Annotated in this window: 16 protein-coding genes; 14 read left to right on the forward strand and 2 right to left on the reverse strand. The window is 49.7% G+C overall.

Features of this window, described 5'->3' with window-relative positions; all coding sequences use genetic code 11:
* Nucleotides 1–127 precede the first annotated feature (127 nt).
* On the forward strand, nucleotides 128–1786 hold the full coding sequence (locus LG211_RS19390; protein WP_148397262.1) for an APC family permease: 1659 nt from the start codon (nucleotides 128–130) through the stop codon (nucleotides 1784–1786).
* Between the two features lie 41 nt (nucleotides 1787–1827).
* Here LG211_RS19390 and LG211_RS19395 read toward each other — a convergent pair whose 3' ends face one another.
* Nucleotides 1828–2784 carry a helix-turn-helix domain-containing protein gene (locus LG211_RS19395; RefSeq protein WP_148397263.1) on the reverse strand — a complete coding sequence of 319 codons (957 nt, stop codon included), beginning with the start codon at nucleotides 2782–2784 and terminating at the stop codon, nucleotides 1828–1830.
* 155 nt (nucleotides 2785–2939) lie between these two features.
* On the opposite strand from LG211_RS19395, the gene LG211_RS19400 reads away from it, so the two are divergent.
* The 5 genes from LG211_RS19400 to LG211_RS19420 are packed head-to-tail and all read left to right on the forward strand — an operon-like array spanning nucleotide 2940 to nucleotide 8147.
* Complete coding sequence (locus LG211_RS19400) at nucleotides 2940–3590, forward strand: corrinoid protein (RefSeq protein ID WP_269478257.1); 651 nt, start codon at nucleotides 2940–2942, stop codon at nucleotides 3588–3590.
* A gap of 2 nt (nucleotides 3591–3592) precedes the next feature.
* Nucleotides 3593–5023, forward strand: a complete 1431-nt coding sequence (locus LG211_RS19405) for a trimethylamine methyltransferase family protein (RefSeq protein WP_269478258.1) — start codon at nucleotides 3593–3595, stop codon at nucleotides 5021–5023.
* Nucleotides 5024–5048: 25 nt separating this feature from the next.
* Nucleotides 5049–6056 (forward strand): uroporphyrinogen decarboxylase family protein, encoded by a 1008-nt coding sequence (locus LG211_RS19410; protein WP_269478259.1) that lies wholly within the window; start codon nucleotides 5049–5051, stop codon nucleotides 6054–6056.
* Nucleotides 6043–7455: an ASKHA domain-containing protein gene (locus tag LG211_RS19415; RefSeq protein WP_269478260.1), complete on the forward strand. Its 1413-nt coding sequence runs from the start codon at nucleotides 6043–6045 to the stop codon at nucleotides 7453–7455. Before LG211_RS19410 ends, LG211_RS19415 begins: the two co-directional genes overlap by 14 nt.
* A complete protein-coding gene (locus LG211_RS19420; RefSeq protein WP_269478261.1) occupies nucleotides 7452–8147 on the forward strand; it encodes a hypothetical protein in 696 nt (231 codons plus the stop codon). The genes LG211_RS19415 and LG211_RS19420 overlap by 4 nt, the downstream gene beginning before the upstream one ends.
* A gap of 114 nt (nucleotides 8148–8261) precedes the next feature.
* Here the strand turns inward: LG211_RS19420 and LG211_RS19425 are convergent, their stop codons facing one another.
* Complete coding sequence (locus LG211_RS19425) at nucleotides 8262–8768, reverse strand: L-2-amino-thiazoline-4-carboxylic acid hydrolase (protein WP_148397269.1); 507 nt, start codon at nucleotides 8766–8768, stop codon at nucleotides 8262–8264.
* Nucleotides 8769–9082: 314 nt separating this feature from the next.
* Between LG211_RS19425 and LG211_RS19430 the strand changes: the two genes are divergently transcribed.
* From LG211_RS19430 to LG211_RS19465, 8 genes are all read left to right on the forward strand, one after another.
* Nucleotides 9083–10117 (forward strand): MerR family transcriptional regulator, encoded by a 1035-nt coding sequence (locus LG211_RS19430; RefSeq protein WP_148397270.1) that lies wholly within the window; start codon nucleotides 9083–9085, stop codon nucleotides 10115–10117.
* On the forward strand, nucleotides 10101–11006 hold the full coding sequence (locus tag LG211_RS19435) for a DMT family transporter (protein ID WP_148397271.1): 906 nt from the start codon (nucleotides 10101–10103) through the stop codon (nucleotides 11004–11006). The genes LG211_RS19430 and LG211_RS19435 overlap by 17 nt, the downstream gene beginning before the upstream one ends.
* A gap of 65 nt (nucleotides 11007–11071) precedes the next feature.
* A complete protein-coding gene (locus LG211_RS19440; RefSeq protein ID WP_148397272.1) occupies nucleotides 11072–11920 on the forward strand; it encodes an RNA polymerase sigma factor in 849 nt (282 codons plus the stop codon).
* Nucleotides 11917–12597 carry a DUF2461 domain-containing protein gene (locus tag LG211_RS19445; protein WP_269478262.1) on the forward strand — a complete coding sequence of 227 codons (681 nt, stop codon included), beginning with the start codon at nucleotides 11917–11919 and terminating at the stop codon, nucleotides 12595–12597. The genes LG211_RS19440 and LG211_RS19445 overlap by 4 nt, the downstream gene beginning before the upstream one ends.
* A 140-nt stretch (nucleotides 12598–12737) precedes the next feature.
* Entirely contained in the window at nucleotides 12738–13634 is an 897-nt protein-coding gene (locus tag LG211_RS19450; protein ID WP_148397274.1) for a 3-hydroxyacyl-CoA dehydrogenase family protein, read from the forward strand.
* A 562-nt stretch (nucleotides 13635–14196) separates the two neighbouring features.
* A complete protein-coding gene (locus tag LG211_RS19455) occupies nucleotides 14197–15468 on the forward strand; it encodes a 5-bromo-4-chloroindolyl phosphate hydrolysis family protein (protein ID WP_269478263.1) in 1272 nt (423 codons plus the stop codon).
* Entirely contained in the window at nucleotides 15468–16598 is a 1131-nt protein-coding gene (locus LG211_RS19460; RefSeq protein ID WP_269478264.1) for a toxic anion resistance protein, read from the forward strand. The genes LG211_RS19455 and LG211_RS19460 overlap by 1 nt, the downstream gene beginning before the upstream one ends.
* Nucleotides 16599–16710: 112 nt before the next feature.
* Complete coding sequence (locus LG211_RS19465; RefSeq protein WP_269478265.1) at nucleotides 16711–16986, forward strand: hypothetical protein; 276 nt, start codon at nucleotides 16711–16713, stop codon at nucleotides 16984–16986.
* Nucleotides 16987–17111 lie beyond the last annotated feature (125 nt).

Here is a 17111-nt window from a genome sequence, read left to right on the forward strand (position 1 = left end):
AGAAAATTCAATTAATTTTGATTAGTTAGATATTTTTTATTGACTCGACCTGAGAAAATCCTTTATACTAAAACAAATAAGGCATTTTTTGCCTGATAAATTATTTTTAGAAAGGAGGAGATGAATCATGTCACAACCAACGTATACGGGAGGACAGGTCCTGACCGATGGTATTGAAGGGCTGAAAAAGAGAAAATTCACGCTCATCGGAATGACCTTCTTTATCTACTGCGCCTGCGCGGGCGGTGCTTTCGGCATTGAATCGATGATTCCTGCCGCAGGTCCCGGACTGACTCTGCTGCTGCTGATCCTGATTCCAATTCTGTGGGGCATGCCCATTGGCCTTTATTCATCCGAACTATCCAACCTGGCGCCGGTGGAATCTGGTCCCTACGTTTGGATGAAAATGGCTTTTGGCGAGTTCTGGGGTTTTTCCATGGGTTGGTGGTTGATTCTGGCCAATTATTTGACGGGAGCATCCTATGTTGTATTGGCAGTGGGCTATTTCGGCAAGTTTTTTGCCCTGACGCCAACGGTTGCCTTTATCCTGAAAGCAGCTATCATTATTATTTTTACAGCGATCAACCTGAAAGGGCTGAGAGAGGTAAGCGTGGTCAGCAATATTTTCTGTATCCTGATCCTGCTTGCGTTTGCGGCCGTCACCTTTGTTGGCTTTGCTAATTGGAATTATAGTCCGGTAGACCCGTTCATGCCGCCGGGTGAAGGCGTAGCATCCAGCTGGGGTACCGGAATCGCCATCGGCATCTGGATGTACTGCGGGTACATCGCCATTTCGTTCTTAGGCGGTGAAATTGAAAATCCGCAGATTCTGCCCAAAGGCATGAAACTGGCCATCGTCATCATTACCTTGAGCTATGTGCTGCCGACCATGGCAGGCGTGGCCTCGGTCGGACAGTGGGAGTCCTGGGGTTCGGATATCAGCGGGCAGACCATCGATTATGCGTCGGTGCTGACGCTCAACATTGGTAAAGCGGCGGGCCTGGCGTTCATGGCGATTGCCATTATTGCTCAGTGCGCCATCTTCAATGCTGCTATCGCTGCGGCGTCCAGATCCTTTATGGTGCTGGCAGAGGATAATCTTTGTCCCAAGTTCTTGTCCAAATTGACCAAGAACAGCAAAGTGCCTCTGTGGCCGATCGTGATCCTGGGGTGCCTCAACTTGATCCTTGTTAACCTGAATTTTGAAATTCTGGTTACCATTTTGTCGCCCCTGCTCTTTGTCCTCTATGTAGGACTGGGGTTTGCGTTCGTCAAGCTGAGAAGAAAATATCCGGTGGAAAAGAGAGGCGATCTGTACTATGTAAAAGGCGGCAAGCTGGCGGAAATCTATATTTGTGGCGGACCGTTGATCTTGGGAATCATCGGATTTTTGGTAAACGGAACCGAATATTTCCTGTTGGGCTTCATCGCCATTGTATCGGCCATTATCTTCTATATCATCTTCAAATGGATTTATGGAGGATTTTATAAAAGAGATGCACAGGCCTATCCCCTCAACCCGAAGACCAAACTGGCAAAGGGTGATTTGGGGAGATTCGGATATTTCCTGCTGCTCTTCGGAGTAGTGGCCTTCCTGGGTTCCTTCTTCCTGGTCTGGTATGAAGGCTCCTGGGGACCGGAATATTATCTGGCCACATACGGTTCGGGTATTATGAGCAATTTCTGGGGGATGATTAGTATCGCACGCTGGTCCGGCGTCATCATGCTGGTGATCGGTATTATTCTGGTGTTCATCGGCAAGAAGGTGGACCCGATGAATGATTAGGCTTCCTGAGAATCATCGGACGCGTTTCACTTTGAATCCCTTTAATATTCATCCAGATACATATCGAGGATGATCTGAGAGAAGGCATAATCGAAAGACCTGAGTTTGACCTGGGCGGTTGAATTCAGGTCTTTTAAAATGGCGTTCCGGTATTGGGAGGGGGTCTTTTCATACCATTTTTTAAACTGAACGGCTAAATGTTTGCGGTTCGCAAAACCGACTTCTTCTGCGATTTGATCGACTGTTTTGCGGGTTGCTGACAAAAGGAGGGATGCCTCTTCACAGCGGGCCAGGGAAACCAGCTGGGAGAAGGTCAGCCCCAGCGTTTCCTTCATATACCGGGACAGATGGGCGGGGCTCAGATATTCCCGCTGAGCCACTTGCCTCAGTGAAAGCTTTTCATGGAAATGATCATACACATAGTCTACGACCCGGTACATGCGGGCGTAGTTTTTATAAAGGTGATCCACGTTTTGCAGGCGGACGATATTGGCGGTTTTTCCTTTGGCCTCCTGATAGACGTATTGCTGGAAGTGGGACAAAAGGAGCTCCAGAAGTTCCTTTCCACAGGCTTCCAGCGCAAGATCCCGGGTCTTTTTAGACGCATAGAGACGATAAAGGCGGGCCAGCTGAAAGCGCAGGTACTTGATGTCCAGGGGATATGGATCGCCGGCCGAGGAAGTATCACATATAAAATAGGCTTCATTTAGATGATCGAAAAAGTGTTTGTAATGGCTGCAATCCATTTGGACCGTGAGGATCATACTGCTGGGATCATCAGAAGTGATCTTATGGGGATCTTTTTTATTAAAAATATGGACGTCCCCGTAGGAAAGCGCATAGGTTGCCGCTGAGTCGCAGATTTTGACCGTACCGTTTAAAACGCAGATGATTTCCACATCGTCGTTATGAATGTGGAACGGATAGTAGGCGATGCTCTCCAGCTTTGCTTTTATGCGGGCCGGCGTCCGATAGCCGATTTTTTCTATATATTCCATATCTTTACCTGACCATTCTTGCCAAATCAATTTCTTACCCACAAAATATCATAATCATACCCTTATGTCAATAAAATATGACCCCAATCAGCAGTAAGGGCCCGCTATAATAAAGGCACTGAAGAATGAAGGAAGGATAAGAGAGGGTGGCAAAGATGGATGTTTATGAACAAATGAAAGAAGCTGTTTTGGACGGAGACGAGGAGGAAGCGGCAAGGCTGGCCCGGCAGGCTTTGGCAGAAGGGCTGGATCTGCAAAAGGTGATGGATCTGGGATTTTTGGCAGGTATCCAGGAAGCCGGCCAGCTCTATGAAGACGAAGAATATTTTTTGCCCGATCTGGTCTGCTCTGCAGATGCCATGAAAACGGCGCTGGACCTTTTGGATGAAGCGCTTAAAAGCGGCACGGGGCATACGGCTGTCAAACCGGCCAAGGTGGCGCTGGCAACGGTACAGGGAGATGTCCATGATATTGGAAAGACGATCGTGGGAGCGATGATGACCGCATCGGGCTTTGAGGTATATGATCTGGGTACGGACATTGAAAACCAAAAGGTCATTGAACAGGTAGAGGAAATCAAGCCTGATATTTTAGGGCTGTCGGCGCTGCTGACATCCACCATGGAGGAACAGGGCGCGATTATTCGCCTGCTGGAAGAAAGGGGACTGCGCGGGGACGTGAAAGTCATTATCGGCGGCGCCCCTGTAAGCCAGGATTGGGCGGATCAGATTGGTGCCGACGGCTATTCGGATAATGCCGTGGCCGCAGTGAAATTGGCGGAACGATTATTGAATGAAAGGAGATAGTCATGGAAATGCGAGGCTCCGTATTGAACGGGAGAGAAATAGAACGGATTCACGATGACAGTATTCGTATTTTAGAAGAAGTGGGCGTCAAGGTGCCCAGCGAGCAGATTCTGACCCTGCTGGAGGCGGGCGGCGCCCAGGTGGACTGGGATGGGCAGATTGCCCGGATCAGCGGTCAAATGGTCGAAGAGGCGCTTAAGTCAGCGCCTGCCCAATTTACTTTGGGGGCGCGGAACCCTAAGTTTGATCTTGAGCTGCCTTCTGCGGATACCACGCTGAATATGGATGGCTGCGGATCAAACACCATTGATTTTCAAACTGGAAAGCGGCGGCTTGCCTTGCTGAGAGATTTGGAGGATGCGGCAAAAGTTTTTGACGCGATTCCATCGGCGTCGGTGCTCTGGTCCTGCGTCATGCCGTCCGATGCGCCGTCAGGAGGAGCCGGCGTTATCAGCAGCGCCGTATCCATGCTGAATAGCGGCAAGCATTTACAGGATGAAATTCAAAGTATTCGGGAACTTCCTTATATCATCCAATTATGTAAGGCTTTTCTGGGGAGCGAAGAAGATGTCATCCGCAGAAAAATTTATTCCGCTACCTATTGTACGGTGGCGCCCCTCTGCCATGACGGCGAGATGCTGGAAGGAACTGCAGCTCTGACCAAATACAAAGCGCCGGTGCTCTTGTATCCGATGCCGGCCTGCGGCAGTACGGGACCTGCCAGCCTTTATTCCAATGTGGCTTTAGCTAATGCGGAGAGTCTGAGTTCCCTGGTTATTTTCCAGCTCGCCGCGCCGGGCACGCCGCTGATTTATGGATCAGCCCTGGGAAGGATCAATATCAGGACCGGCACCTTTTTGGAAGGGGCGGCGGAAACGGAGCTGATGATGGCGGCCATGGTGCAGATGGGGAAGCATTATGGACTTCCGACAATCGCAGCCGGCTGTCTTTCGGATGCCAATGAGCCGGGCATACAATCGGCTATGGAAAAAACGCTGACCACCCTGCCGCTGATCCTTGCTCAGGCCGACGTGATCCAGGGGATCGGTCTTTTGGAGAGCAGCATGACCCTTTCCCTGGAACAAATGCTGATTGATGAAGAAATCTTCAATCAGTGCCGGCGTATGGGGGCGGGCATCCAGGTTTGCGATGAAAAAAATTACTTTGAGGATATCGCGGCCGTGGCTCAGGGCGGCCACTATTTGAAGCAGAAAACCACTCGCAGAGCGTTTCGGTCCGATGAGTTTTATAACTCCAGGCTGATCATCAGCGATACATACGATACTTGGCTGAGCGGCGGCAGTAAATCCATCTTTGACAAGGCCCATCAACAGGTCCGTCAGATTTTAGATGCGGATCCCATCTCGCCGGTGGATCAAAATACGGAAAACGTTGTGCGGGAAATCATGGAAGAAGCCGGGGCAAAGCTGTGATAGATTGGAAGGAGAGGAAAAACTTATGAATATGAAGAAATGGATGGAACAGATCCAGGCTGAAAAAGTAAAGAAACCACTGCCGATTCTCGCCTTTCCATGTGTGCAACTCATGGGCATCACAGTAAAGCAGCTCATCGCGGACGGAACGTTACAGGCCCAGGGAATGAAAGAGGTGGCCCAGCGGACCGATTCCCTGGCGGCGGTCAGTTTTATGGATCTTTCTCTGGAAGCGGAGGCCTTTGGAGCAGATATAAAGACTTCGGACATGGAGGTGCCCACTGTCATTGGAACGCTGATCAAAGATATGGAGGCGGCAGAAAAACTGGAAGTCCCATCTCTGGAGGCCGGCAGGATCGGCCTTTGCCTGGAAGGGGTGAGCAGGGCCAAGGCTCTGATCCAAGACCGGCCTGTTTTTGCGGGCATCATCGGGCCCTTCTCCCTGACCGGCCGCCTGGTGGATGTCAACCGAGCGTTTCTCTATTGCAAAAAACAGCCACAGCTGCTCCATACGGTGCTCAGGAAGGCAACGGATTTTCTCATTGGCTATGCCAATGCCTACAAAGCTGCGGGCGCCGACGGCATCGTGATGGCGGAACCGCTGGCCGGAATGCTTTCTCCCAAACTGGCCCAGGGTTTTTCCGAGCCCTATGTGAAGGAGATCGCAGGGGCGGTGAAGGACGATGATTTCCTAGTGATCTATCATAACTGTGGAAACGCTGCTTTGAAAATGGCCAGCTCCATTATGCGTATTGGCTGCGATGCTTATCATTTTGGCAATGCCATCGATATGGCGTCCATGCTGGAATTGTTTCCTGAGGATACCCTCGTTATGGGCAATATCGATCCGGCCGGCCAGTTTACCAATGGAACGCCGGAATCGATGAGAGAGGCCGTTCTCGCGCTGATGGAAGGCTGCTCAAAGTACCCCAATTTCATTCCTTCATCGGGCTGCGATATACCGCCGGCTGCCAAATGGGAAAATATCGACGCCTTTTTCCAGACGGTAAAAGATTATTATGAAGGGAACTAAGGAGATGAATGGGTGTACTGGAATGTGCCGGACCTGCGGTAAATGTCTCGGGCGGGGGAATGACGATCGCAAGGCGGCGATGATGATTTTCCCTCCTGATCTGGCGCCGGATTTGAGGCAAAGGGGCCTGGGCGCGGCGATTGACATGGGGACCACGACCATTGCGGTGACTTTATGGGATTTGGGCGGGGCTTCGCTGCTGGCCGGCGGATCCTGCGCAAATCCGCAGATTGAATATGGGGCTGATGTGATTTCCAGAATCACCTTTTGCAGCGAGCAGGATGGCGGCGCCCGGCTGCTGCGCCAGCGGATATTGGAAGGGATCAACGACAAACTCCGGGAGCTGTGCGCCAAGGCCGGACGCGGCAGCGAAGAAATCATCAGCGCTGCTGTATGCGGCAACACGACCATGTCTCATATCTTTGCCGGGTTTTCGCCGGTGCCGCTGGCTAAAGCGCCTTTTACGCCCCAATATGACGGTACGCTCACCATGCACGGCCGAAAGTCGGGGCTGGCGGTCCATGAAAATGCGATGGTGAACATTTTGCCCAACCTTGGAGGTCACGTGGGCGGCGATATTACCGCCGGCCTTCTGGCTGTCCGTTTTATGGAGCAGAAGCAGCTCACCTTGTATATCGACATTGGAACCAACGGTGAGCTGGCGCTGACCGACGGCAGCACGGTCTGCGTTTGTTCCACTTCGGCTGGGCCGGCTCTTGAAGGAGCCGGCATAAAATGGGGAATGAAGGCGGGACCAGGAGCCATTGAGCGGGTGAGAATAGAGAGCGGAACGGTGAAGGTGCAAACCATTGGCGGCGGGCAGCCGACGGGTATCTGCGGTTCAGGCGTCATCGATGCGGTGGCGCAAATGCTCAGCAACGGCCTGCTCACTGCAAGGGGAAGAATTGTTTCCAGGGAGGATGCGCTCCCGGATTTTCGAAGCAGAATAGAAGAGCAGGGGAAAAGCCGCAGCTTTGTTCTTTGTTTCAGAGAACAAGGAGCGCCCATTACCATTACCCAGAAAGATATCCGGCAGTTTCAGCTGGCAAAGGCGGCGATCCAGGCCGGAAGCCGCATGCTTCTTTCACAAATGGGGAAAGGCTGCCAGGATATCCATAAAATTTTGGTTGCCGGTGCTTTTGGCAGCCATATTGATATGAAGAATGCCCTCATTACCGGTATTCTGCCTGAGGCATCGGAAGATGAAATTGTTTTCATGGGCAATGCTGCGGGGGCAGGAACTGCCATGGCGCTGCTGTCGGCGGAAGAAATGGAAAAAGCAGAACGCATGCCTTCCCGCATCCGGCAAATCGACCTGGCAGGGAAAAAAGCGTTTCAGAAGCTCTATCTGGCTTCAATGAATTTCTCATCCAAAGCAAGAGCAGGAGGGCTGGCATGATTAGAAAAATTCTTCATATGGATAAAGGCGACTGCTGCCTGCTGGCTAGGCAGATCTTTGAACAGCGGATGGGCCCTGCCGGAAAAGGCGCTGGTGCGGAAAGAAAGCGGCAGCGCGCCCTGCAGGCGGCGGCTTTTTTGGATGAGCAGGTGAGCCCCAAGGCTGCCTATGTGTTTTTTGACCAAAGTCAAGTGACTTTGACCAGATGCTGCGCCAGGCTGGGCGGAACGGGGATCAGCTGCAAAGCCTTTTCCCAGATGGAGCCGCAGACGATCAAAGGGGCATACATCTTTGTCCTTTCCATTGCAAACATCGACCTGTCCGGTGAAACGATGACGCAAAGAGTCTATGCGGACCTATGGGGGTCAGCCTATGTAGATGCGGCCAGAATCCTGCTGCAGAAAGAGCTGGAGCAGCATTCCTTGCTCAGCGAATGTTTCGGGCCGGGATTTTTTGGCATGGAGATGGGGGAGATGAGGGCGATTGACGAAATCGTCCGCTTTGATTGTATCGACGCCAGGATTGAAAGCAGCGGCGCCATCCTTCCGCCCAAATCCAGCGCCGGACTTTATTTTTCAGTGACAGATGAGTATGAGCCTTTGGGGCAGCCGTGCAAAACATGCAAAGGAAACCATAGAGGATGTGAGTATTGCGGCCAAAGGGAGAAAGGCCTGCCATCCGCAAGCAAATGACACCTATGATAGCGAGTGATACCAGGGTTAAAATCAATGCTTTATTGCCTCGCGTATCGATCTCTATAGGCAGGCGGCCAGGTCCGCCTGGCCGCCCTTCTCTTGTCCTCTGAACTACCGTTTGGCACGGAAGGTAATTCGGCATGTGTCGGCGCCCTCTGCGATTTTGCTGTGAATGGTAAAATCAAAGCCGCATTCCTCTGCGATCCCCCGATCTCCGTCCATGGCAATATCGCAAAGATGTTCGATATCCTCCTGGCTGCAGCCCAGCTTTTGCCATGCGGCTACCAGCGGACAATAGTGAAAATCCATGGAAATTTCATCTTTTTCCATTTTCAGCACTTCAGCCTCAAGGACTTTCTGCGTTTCTTCAGGAAGAAAAGGCTTGAAGAATTCCCGCAGATCTTCGTAATCCGGACAATTCTCCTTGATCTTGGATGTTCCATGATAATGCCCGCATTGGAAAATTCCTTTGCGTGCGAAATCATCCCAGGAGAGGCCGTTTTTCCTTGCTTCATTAAGTAAAAGATACATCCAGGCGGCCCGATGCTCGATGGCGCTTCTCAAAGCGGACGTTGTGGAATCGTGGTATTTTTTTGGACTGTTTTTAATGGTGGTCATTTTATCCCTCCTCAATTATATAGGTTATAATTATCATAAACTTGGCCCTTTGGGCAGGGTCAACCCAATAGCCTGTGCTTTTTGGTTTACTGTAGTGAAAACGGAGTGTTTTGACCGAAATTAAAATTAGTGCAATCCCTGGACGTTCAGATTCGTGAGCGGCTCCAGCCCCATCGCCACGCCAATAAAAAAATACATCTTCTGCAAAACCATTGACAATGCCCTAAAGGCAGAGTTTAATGTTAGATATATTATGAGGACCTGAGGCAGATCACAAATCAGCAGGTATGATTAAGAATTGAAAGGAAAACGCTATGAATACCAGGAAAGTGTGCGACCAGCTGCATGTGACGCAAAAGATGCTGCGTGTGTATGAGGACCAGGGGCTGATTGCGCCTAAGCGAAAGGAAAACGCATATCGGGACTATTCCATCGAAGACCTGTTTCAGATCGAACTGATCGTTCGGCTGCGCAAGCTGGGGTTTTCCATCAAAGATATCAAGCGCATTTTCCAGCATAATAAGACGGAAGAAGACTACATAAATACGTTTTACATCCAAATCAAGGCCATTGAAAACAAAATCAAGGAGCTGGAGGAAGCGAAGAACAGGCTTGCGAACACGGTAAACGAAGTTATCAACCGTGAGGACCTGGAGGATATTACAAAAATCATCTACCAGGCGGCAGCCCCGGAAGAGAAGGAAAACGCTTATGAAGAAATGGTCAGACAATGGGATTTTGACCAGATGGCCATCAATTATGTGGAACGGTTTTTAAAAGAAGATGACCAATATCTGGCGGGCATCCAAAATGCCAGAACGTTGATCGAGCAGGAAGGCGGGGCAAAGCGGATTTTGGATGTGGGCTGCGGTACCTGCAATTTGTGGGAGACCATGGGGACCCGCTATCAGGTGACGGCGCTGGACAGCAGCCTGAACATGCTTATGGCAGCGCGGGAAAAAGTTCCCTGGGCTGTCTTTTGCCTGTCGGATATAACCAGGCTCAATCAGGAGGCTTTGGGTCAGTTTGATCTGGTGATTTCAACCTTCACCCTTCACCACATCGATAAGAACGGGCAGGAAGCGGCGTTGAAAAACATGATGCAGCTATGCAAGCCGTCCGGAAAAGTCGTGATTATCGAACGGTGCTTCCAAAATCACCAGCAGCGGCTTAAAGCAGAAGAATGGCTCAAAGAACAGGGACGCGATGAAGAACTGGCCATCCTGGAATCAGAATGGTATCTTTATTTGGATCAGGTCCAAGATTATATCCACTATCTCAAATGCAAGATGGAAGTCAGTGAAATAAGAAAAAATGTGAGGCGGATCATTATTGAAAAAGAAGGATGAAAATCAGTTCCGTTCAAAAGCGGGAATTATCGCAGTCGTTTTTTTGACTGCTTCCAATTCTATATTTTTTAAGCTGTCCACGGTTCCGGCGATGGTTTTTGTCAGCTGCCGGTTTCTTGTTTGCGCTCTGGTCTTTCTTGCGGCTGCAATGCTGAGCAGGTGTCAGAGAAAAGAACAGGCAGCCCCCTTATCTCCCAAAACTGCCATTTGTCTGTTTGCGACCGGCTTTGTTTTTTCCCTGGGAGCCTTTGCCTATTTTGTTGCCCTCAAGGAAACGGCTCTTTCCAGTGTGTTGATCCTCAATAGCAGCAATGCCATTTTTGTAGTCTGCTTTTCTGCTGTTTTTTTACGGGAACGGCTCAATCCCTGGGTTGTCCTTTCAATTGGGGTGACCTTGGTCGGATGTACCATCGTATTTCTGGATAAGGCCGGCGGCGCCAATTCTCTGAAAGGAAATCTGTTCGCTCTTCTATGTGCAGTCTGCGCGGCCATCTATATGACATCCATGAAACACTTTGCCCATGTGGAGGTTCCGATAAAACTGTGCATTGTTTATAGCGGAAGCTTCTTTTTCGCTTTGACGGCGGCAATGATCCAAGGGCATTCATTTACCGCCTATGCTGACGGGCAGCCCTTTGCCATTTATGAATACGCCTGGATGCTGGGTGCAGCCATCCTTGCCGTCTGCATACCCCAGTCTGTGATCAACTGGGCGCTGCGGTATGTGAAAGCCACCTTTGCCGGGAATGTGGCGCTGCTGGAACCTATCATCGGCATTGTTTACGGCTGCCTGATCTGGGGCGATACGCTGTCCATGAACCAGATCTTTGGCGGAATGCTTGCTGTCGGCGGGCTGTTTCTCTACGGCCTGTCGGATAAGAAAGAATAAAAGTTTGCATTTTTCTGTCACACAAACAGAAAAATAGCGTCTAATTACATAGGAGGTAAACATTTATGGAAAAACAAGAGATAATGGAATTGGTGCAGCAGGCAATGGAAGGCGATAAGAACGCTTTGGAAGCGGTTCTTGCCGATATACAGGATTTGGTGTACAACCTGTCGCTGCGGATGCTGGGCATGCCTGCTGACGCGGAAGATGCTTCGCAGGAGATATTGATTAAAGTTATGACCCACCTTTCTTCCTTCAGAAAAGAAAGCAGCTTCACCACATGGGTATTCCGCATCGCGGTCAATCACCTGCGGGATTACAAAAAAAGCATGTTTGCAAAACATCCCCTCAGCTTTGAGTTTTACGGCGCCGATATTATGAGCGGCAAAGAGCAGGATGTTCCGGACCTGACTCAGGGAGTCGATGCTTCCCTGCTGGCGGAGGAACTGAAATTTTCCTGTACCAACGTGATGCTCCAGTGTCTGGACGCGGAAAGCAGGTGTATTTTCATTCTGGGAACTATGTTCAAGGTGGACAGCAAGGTGGCCGGAGAAATTTTAGACATAACGCCGGAGACCTATCGCAAACGGCTGTCCCGCATCAGACAGAAAATGGCTGAGTTTCTGGGCGCCTACTGCGGGCTATCAGGTACGGGGCCCTGCAATTGTGCCAATCGGGTCAACTACGCCATCGCTTCCCATCGGATCAACCCTGAACACCTGGAGTATCAGGGAAAGGAGACTTCCTCAGGAGGAATGCTGGAGCGGTGCAAAAGCGCCATGGAAAAGATCGACGACTTGTCGGCGCTTTTCGCCCAAATGCCGTCTTATAAAGTCAGCCCCAAAGTAATGCAATTTTTGGAGCAGTTTTTAAAATCGGAAGAATATCGAATTGTAAAGGAGGCGCAGCAATGAATATGCAGCTGATGCTGGATTATCTGGCAGAACTGGAAGAAAACAACGAGAAGGACTGGTATCATGCCCATAAGGAGGAGTATACCAAAGCCAACGCCCAGTTCTTGGAACTGGTAGAGCATCTCAACCTGGAAATCAGCAAATTTGATAACAGCGTGTCCTTATATGAACCAAAACATCTGACCTTCAAGCTGATGCGGGATACCAGATTCAGCAAGGACAAGTCGCCCTACAATCCGTCCTTCCGCGCCCACATCGGTCCCAAAGGCAAGCTGCCCATTCCGGTGGGCTATTATTTGATGATTCGACCCGGCGGAAAATCCTTTTTAGGAGGCGGTCTCTTTGCGGACATGTTCAAGGATGCGACGAACATGATTCGGGATTATTTGCTGAGCCACGGACAGGAATGGGAAGAAATCATCGGCGCTCCGGAATTTACCAGACATTTTACGGTTGATGGAAGTAAACTGAAGAATGTACCCCGCGGGTACGATGCCGATCATCCCCAGGCGGAATATCTGAAATACAAAAGCTGGTATTTGGAATATACCCTGGAGGATTCCAAGCTTACTCAGGATGCGTTTCTATCCTCAGCCATTGAAATTTTCCGGGCAATGAAGCCTTTCAACGACTTTCTAAACCAGGCGTTGGAGAATTTTCAAATGCCCCAGCGGTAGCGAAAGGCCAGAGGAAAACCGGCCAAGAAAACAAGAATTTTCCGTATATTTTATAGCCTCTTGCAAAAACCTTGCCAATCGAGTAAAATATGATTCATGCGTCTGATAGCGATCATAACAAGCAGAAAGGAAATAAGCACATGAATGTAAAAAAAGTATTTGTAGTTGGTGCCGGGTTTATGGGTTCAGGTATCGTGGAAAACGTAGCCGCAAAGGGATTGGAGGCGGTTGCTTATGATATTTCCCAGCAGCAGCTTGAAAGAAGCCGCAAGGGCATTGTAAGGAGCCTGGACAAACAGGTTAAAAAGGGAAAGATTTCGGAAGGCGATAAAACGGAAATCCTTTCCAGGATTCGTTATGTCACTGACATCACTGAATGCAGCAAGGCGGACGTGGTGATCGAGGCGGTTGCGGAAAATAAAGACATCAAAGTCAGCATCATGAAAGAAATCGAAAAACATGCCAAAGAAGAAGCGATCATTGCCAGCAATACGTCGTCCATTTCCATCACTTCCCTGGGGAGCGTGTTTAAAGAGCCGGAACGGTTCGTGGGCATGCACTTTTTCAGCCCTGTGCCGAGAATTCCTCTTATGGAGATCGTCAGAGGCTATCAGACCGGTCAGCGGGCCATCGAAATTGCCAGCGAACTGGGCGAATATTTGGGCAAGACCTGCATCCTGGCGCAGGACGAAGCCGGATTTATCGTCAACCGCATGCTTATTCCCATGCTCAATGAAGCCTGTATTTTGGTAGAGCGCAAAATCGGAACGATCGAAGAGATCGATATGGGTATGAAAAAAGGGCTGAACCATCCCATGGGTCCTCTGGAATTGATGGATATGATCGGGATCGATGTGGAGCTTGCCGTAATGGAAGTGCTCCATGAAGAGATTGGAGACCCAAAATACAGACCGGCCGTTTCTCTGAGGAGAATGGTAGACTCGGGCTTTCTTGGGAGAAAAACCAATGTGGGATTCTATGTCTATAATGAAGACGGCACAAAATACCCCAACCCAAAACTGCTGGAACTGAGATAGAACAAAATAGATGGGAGCCTGCCCTTTTCAGAAGCTGATTCTGTAAAAGGCGGGCTTTCTTTGTTGTCCAAACAAATAAAAAATGATATACTATTCTGGCAGATTGGTACGGCGTTGCCGCAAGGTACAGAATAAGTGAAAGATGCTCGACATGGCTCGCATCTTATACGATTCTGGCAGATTGGTACGAGTTTTTTTGATGGGCAGATGTGCTCTGCGCGATACAAGAATAGCGGAAATCGCCAGGTTCAGGTAAATTTTTATAATAATCCGTGATTTTTACGCAAAGTTGCGGGTTTGCGGGGTCTTCAACGGGGAAAATGAATGGCTGGCTTCCGTAAAGCCTATTAACGCTTATTTAAGAGTGCGTAATTGTTGAAATAAGGGTAAATTTTGAAAAATATTTTCGGTTTTTTCCGGAAAATAACATCTGACCAGGTATTGGTATGGAAAAATGCCAGCGAAGCGGCGGAAGGGTGCGGAGGTTAGCGCGAACTTTAGTTACACCATCGGGTATGGGCGCTATTTAGATACCTATGTGTATGCATGGGAGGGAGGGTATATGGATTTAAAGGATTTTACAGATTTGGGAAACGATATTGGCAGACGGGTAAACGATGCCATTAATAATAGGAATTTCGATCAGCTGAATCGGGATATCCGGGACAAGGTGGATCAGGCTTTTTACGGAGGATCGGCAGCGGGGTCAGGAAGCATGGGCGGATTCGGCGGTATTAATGGAAAGCTGTATCATGGGCCCGAAGACGATGAACCCGGTACAGATACCGGACAGGCCTCAGCCAGCCGTCCGGCCGGTTTTCAGCCGTACAGGCAGAATACGAGTGTGCCGTCAGTGAAAACTGCCGGGGGAGTACCGGTTCTGCGGAAGGTTCCGGGGCGCATTTCAGGCGTGCTGATGATGGTGATCGGCTACGGCCTGGCCGGCGGATTTGGGATTGCCATGATTGTACTGGGAATTCTCAGTGTTACCATGAGCTCGGTGGGCAGTGTTCCCGCAGGTATTTTGGGTGCAGTGGCGGGAGGCTTTGTGCCTCTTTTTCTGGCCGGATTGATCACGGCTGCCCTGGGGACAAAGCGCTATGGTCTTGCCAGCCGCTTCAGAAAATATCTATCCTCCATGGGAGGACAGACGTTCTGTGCCATTAAGGAACTGGCTCAAAGATCAGGCAAGAGCGCCAAGTTTGTCTGCAAAGACTTGCAGAAGATGATCGATAAGAACTTCTTTTTGGAAGGACATATCGATGATCAGAAAACTTGTTTTATTGGAACCGATGAGCTTTACAACCAATATGTGCAGGCAAGGGACAGCGCGGCAGCCAGCGCAGAAGAGGCGGAGAAGGAGCACGCCCGGCCAGCGGAGGCTGGAGATGCCCAGATGGAGCAGGTCATTGCTGAGGGTAAAGCCTATCTTAAAACGATCCGCGAGGCCAATGACGCCATTTATAACCCGGATATTTCGCAAAAGCTGTATCGGATGGAGAGCATTGTCAAAAAGATTTTCGATTATGTCCGTGAGAATCCCGAGCAGGTGGGGCAGCTGCGAAGGTTCATGAGCTACTACATGCCGACGACAGAAAAGCTGGTAAACGCTTATCGAGAGCTTGACGAGCAGACGATACAAGGCGAAAATATAACCAAAGCAAAAGGCGAGATCGCAAGAACGCTTGATACGATCAATGAAGCTTATGAAAAGCTTTACGATAGTATGTATGTGGATGTGGCCATGGATGTTTCCAGCGACATTGCTGTGCTCAAGACGCTCTTTGCGCAAGAGGGATTGGCAGGAGATGAAATTAACGGAGGTAAGAAGTGATGAGTGATTTTAATTCGGATTTTAATCTGGGGGAAGCGCCGCAGATGGAGCAGGCGAAAGCGAGTGAGATGCAAAAGAACCTTACCGTGCAGGAGGAATACCAGCAGTATCCTCTGAATGATACGGAAAAACAGCAGATCGAAGCCTTTGCTGATAAGATCGATCTCTACGACAGCCAGACGGTGCTGCAATACGCATCCGGCACACAAAAGCAGATTGCCGATTTTTCCGAACAGGCGCTGGATAATGTAAAGACCAAGGATTTTGGCGAAGTGGGCGAAACCCTGACCCGAGTCATCGGGGAGCTGAGGAACTTTGACGTCCAGGAAGAACAGAAAGGGATCTTCGGGTTCTTCAAAAAGAATGCGAATAAATTGGCTGCGATGAAAACCAAATATGAGAAGGCAGAGACCAATATCGAAAATATCTGCAAGGTGTTGGAGGGTCATCAGATTCAGTTGATGAAGGATTCAGCCATGCTGGATCAGATGTATGACATGAACCAGGATTATTTCAAGCAGCTGACCATGTACATCATTGCCGGGAAAAAGAAGCTGGAACACGCGAAAAATGTAGAACTGCCCCAGATGATGGAAAAGGCCAAGGCATCGGCACGCAGTGAAGATCTCAACGCAGCCAATGATTATGCGTCGCTGATCGCCCGCTTTGAAAAGAAAATTTACGACCTGGAGCTGACCAGGACCATCTCCCTGCAGACTGGACCGCAGATTCGGCTCATTCAAAACAACGATGTGCTCATGTCGGAAAAGATTCAGTCCATGCTGGTGAACACAGTTCCGCTGTGGAAGAGCCAGATGGTCATCGCCCTGGGCATCGAACATTCCAATAAAGCAGCCCAGGCCCAAAAGGCAGTCACGGACATGACCAACGAACTATTAACCAAGAACGCAGAAAACCTGAAAACCGCCACCGTAGAAACCGCAAGGCAGATGGAACGGGGCGTTGTGGACGTGGAAACTCTGGAGCACACCAATGAGCTGCTGATTTCCACCATTGACGAAGTGGTGCAGATTCAGGAAGAGGGCAGACAAAAAAGAGAAACAGCTGAAGCCGCACTGATGAGAATGGAAAATGAGCTCAAGCAGAAGCTGATGGAGATCAATCAGTAAAGAGCCGAGGTGCCGGCTCGCTTCAACACTTAAAAAAATATTTGCAAAAAAGAGCATATCGCAAAAATAAACTTGCGAAGCGTACTACCATTAGTACAAAACACATCTGGCGATGACGCCAGAGCGGATCATGACGGCAGCGGCCATCACGAGCGGAGAAGCGCATGATGGCAAGCAACTAAAAGATCTGATAGAGAAAAGCGAGCAAGCTGAGTTCGGCGGTGCCCCACGGGAAACGGAAGAACGGGGAGCAAAAAATAATTATGGGTATGGAAGAGCAAGTGGCTGTGGAAAAGTAGGAATCACGATCCAAGTGGCCACTACGCTCTTTTTGGTGAACATGAAGCGGATTTTCAAGCTGGAGGCGGAAAACGAGAAGGAAAACTAGTCGGAACTCTCCAGCCTTAGCCTGAACAAAATGTAAAAAGAGCGCAAAAAGACGAAATGGAGAACCCATCTTTCCATTTCGTCTTTTTGTATGAACGAAAACCACGGGCTATGCCTGTGGTTCCG

The organism is Hominibacterium faecale (genome assembly GCF_020734085.1).
GTDB lineage: Bacteria > Bacillota > Clostridia > Peptostreptococcales > Anaerovoracaceae > Hominibacterium > Hominibacterium faecale.

Bases quoted from the DNA above. Each gene is read 5' to 3' on its own strand.
- LG211_RS19445 (WP_269478262.1), top strand. From the start codon at position 11,917: ATGAATATGCAGCTGATGCTGGATTATCTGGCAGAACTGGAAGAAAAC.
- LG211_RS19400 (WP_269478257.1), top strand. From the start codon at position 2,940: ATGGATGTTTATGAACAAATGAAAGAAGCTGTTTTGGACGGAGACGAG.
- LG211_RS19410 (WP_269478259.1), top strand. From the start codon at position 5,049: ATGAATATGAAGAAATGGATGGAACAGATCCAGGCTGAAAAAGTAAAG.
- LG211_RS19465 (WP_269478265.1), top strand. From the start codon at position 16,711: ATGACGCCAGAGCGGATCATGACGGCAGCGGCCATCACGAGCGGAGAA.
- LG211_RS19450 (WP_148397274.1), top strand. From the start codon at position 12,738: ATGAATGTAAAAAAAGTATTTGTAGTTGGTGCCGGGTTTATGGGTTCA.
- LG211_RS19440 (WP_148397272.1), top strand. From the start codon at position 11,072: ATGGAAAAACAAGAGATAATGGAATTGGTGCAGCAGGCAATGGAAGGC.
- LG211_RS19425 (WP_148397269.1), bottom strand. From the start codon at position 8,768: ATGACCACCATTAAAAACAGTCCAAAAAAATACCACGATTCCACAACG.
- LG211_RS19460 (WP_269478264.1), top strand. From the start codon at position 15,468: ATGAGTGATTTTAATTCGGATTTTAATCTGGGGGAAGCGCCGCAGATG.
- LG211_RS19415 (WP_269478260.1), top strand. From the start codon at position 6,043: ATGAAGGGAACTAAGGAGATGAATGGGTGTACTGGAATGTGCCGGACC.
- LG211_RS19430 (WP_148397270.1), top strand. From the start codon at position 9,083: ATGAATACCAGGAAAGTGTGCGACCAGCTGCATGTGACGCAAAAGATG.
- LG211_RS19420 (WP_269478261.1), top strand. From the start codon at position 7,452: ATGATTAGAAAAATTCTTCATATGGATAAAGGCGACTGCTGCCTGCTG.
- LG211_RS19395 (WP_148397263.1), bottom strand. From the start codon at position 2,784: ATGGAATATATAGAAAAAATCGGCTATCGGACGCCGGCCCGCATAAAA.
- LG211_RS19405 (WP_269478258.1), top strand. From the start codon at position 3,593: ATGGAAATGCGAGGCTCCGTATTGAACGGGAGAGAAATAGAACGGATT.
- LG211_RS19455 (WP_269478263.1), top strand. From the start codon at position 14,197: ATGGATTTAAAGGATTTTACAGATTTGGGAAACGATATTGGCAGACGG.
- LG211_RS19390 (WP_148397262.1), top strand. From the start codon at position 128: ATGTCACAACCAACGTATACGGGAGGACAGGTCCTGACCGATGGTATT.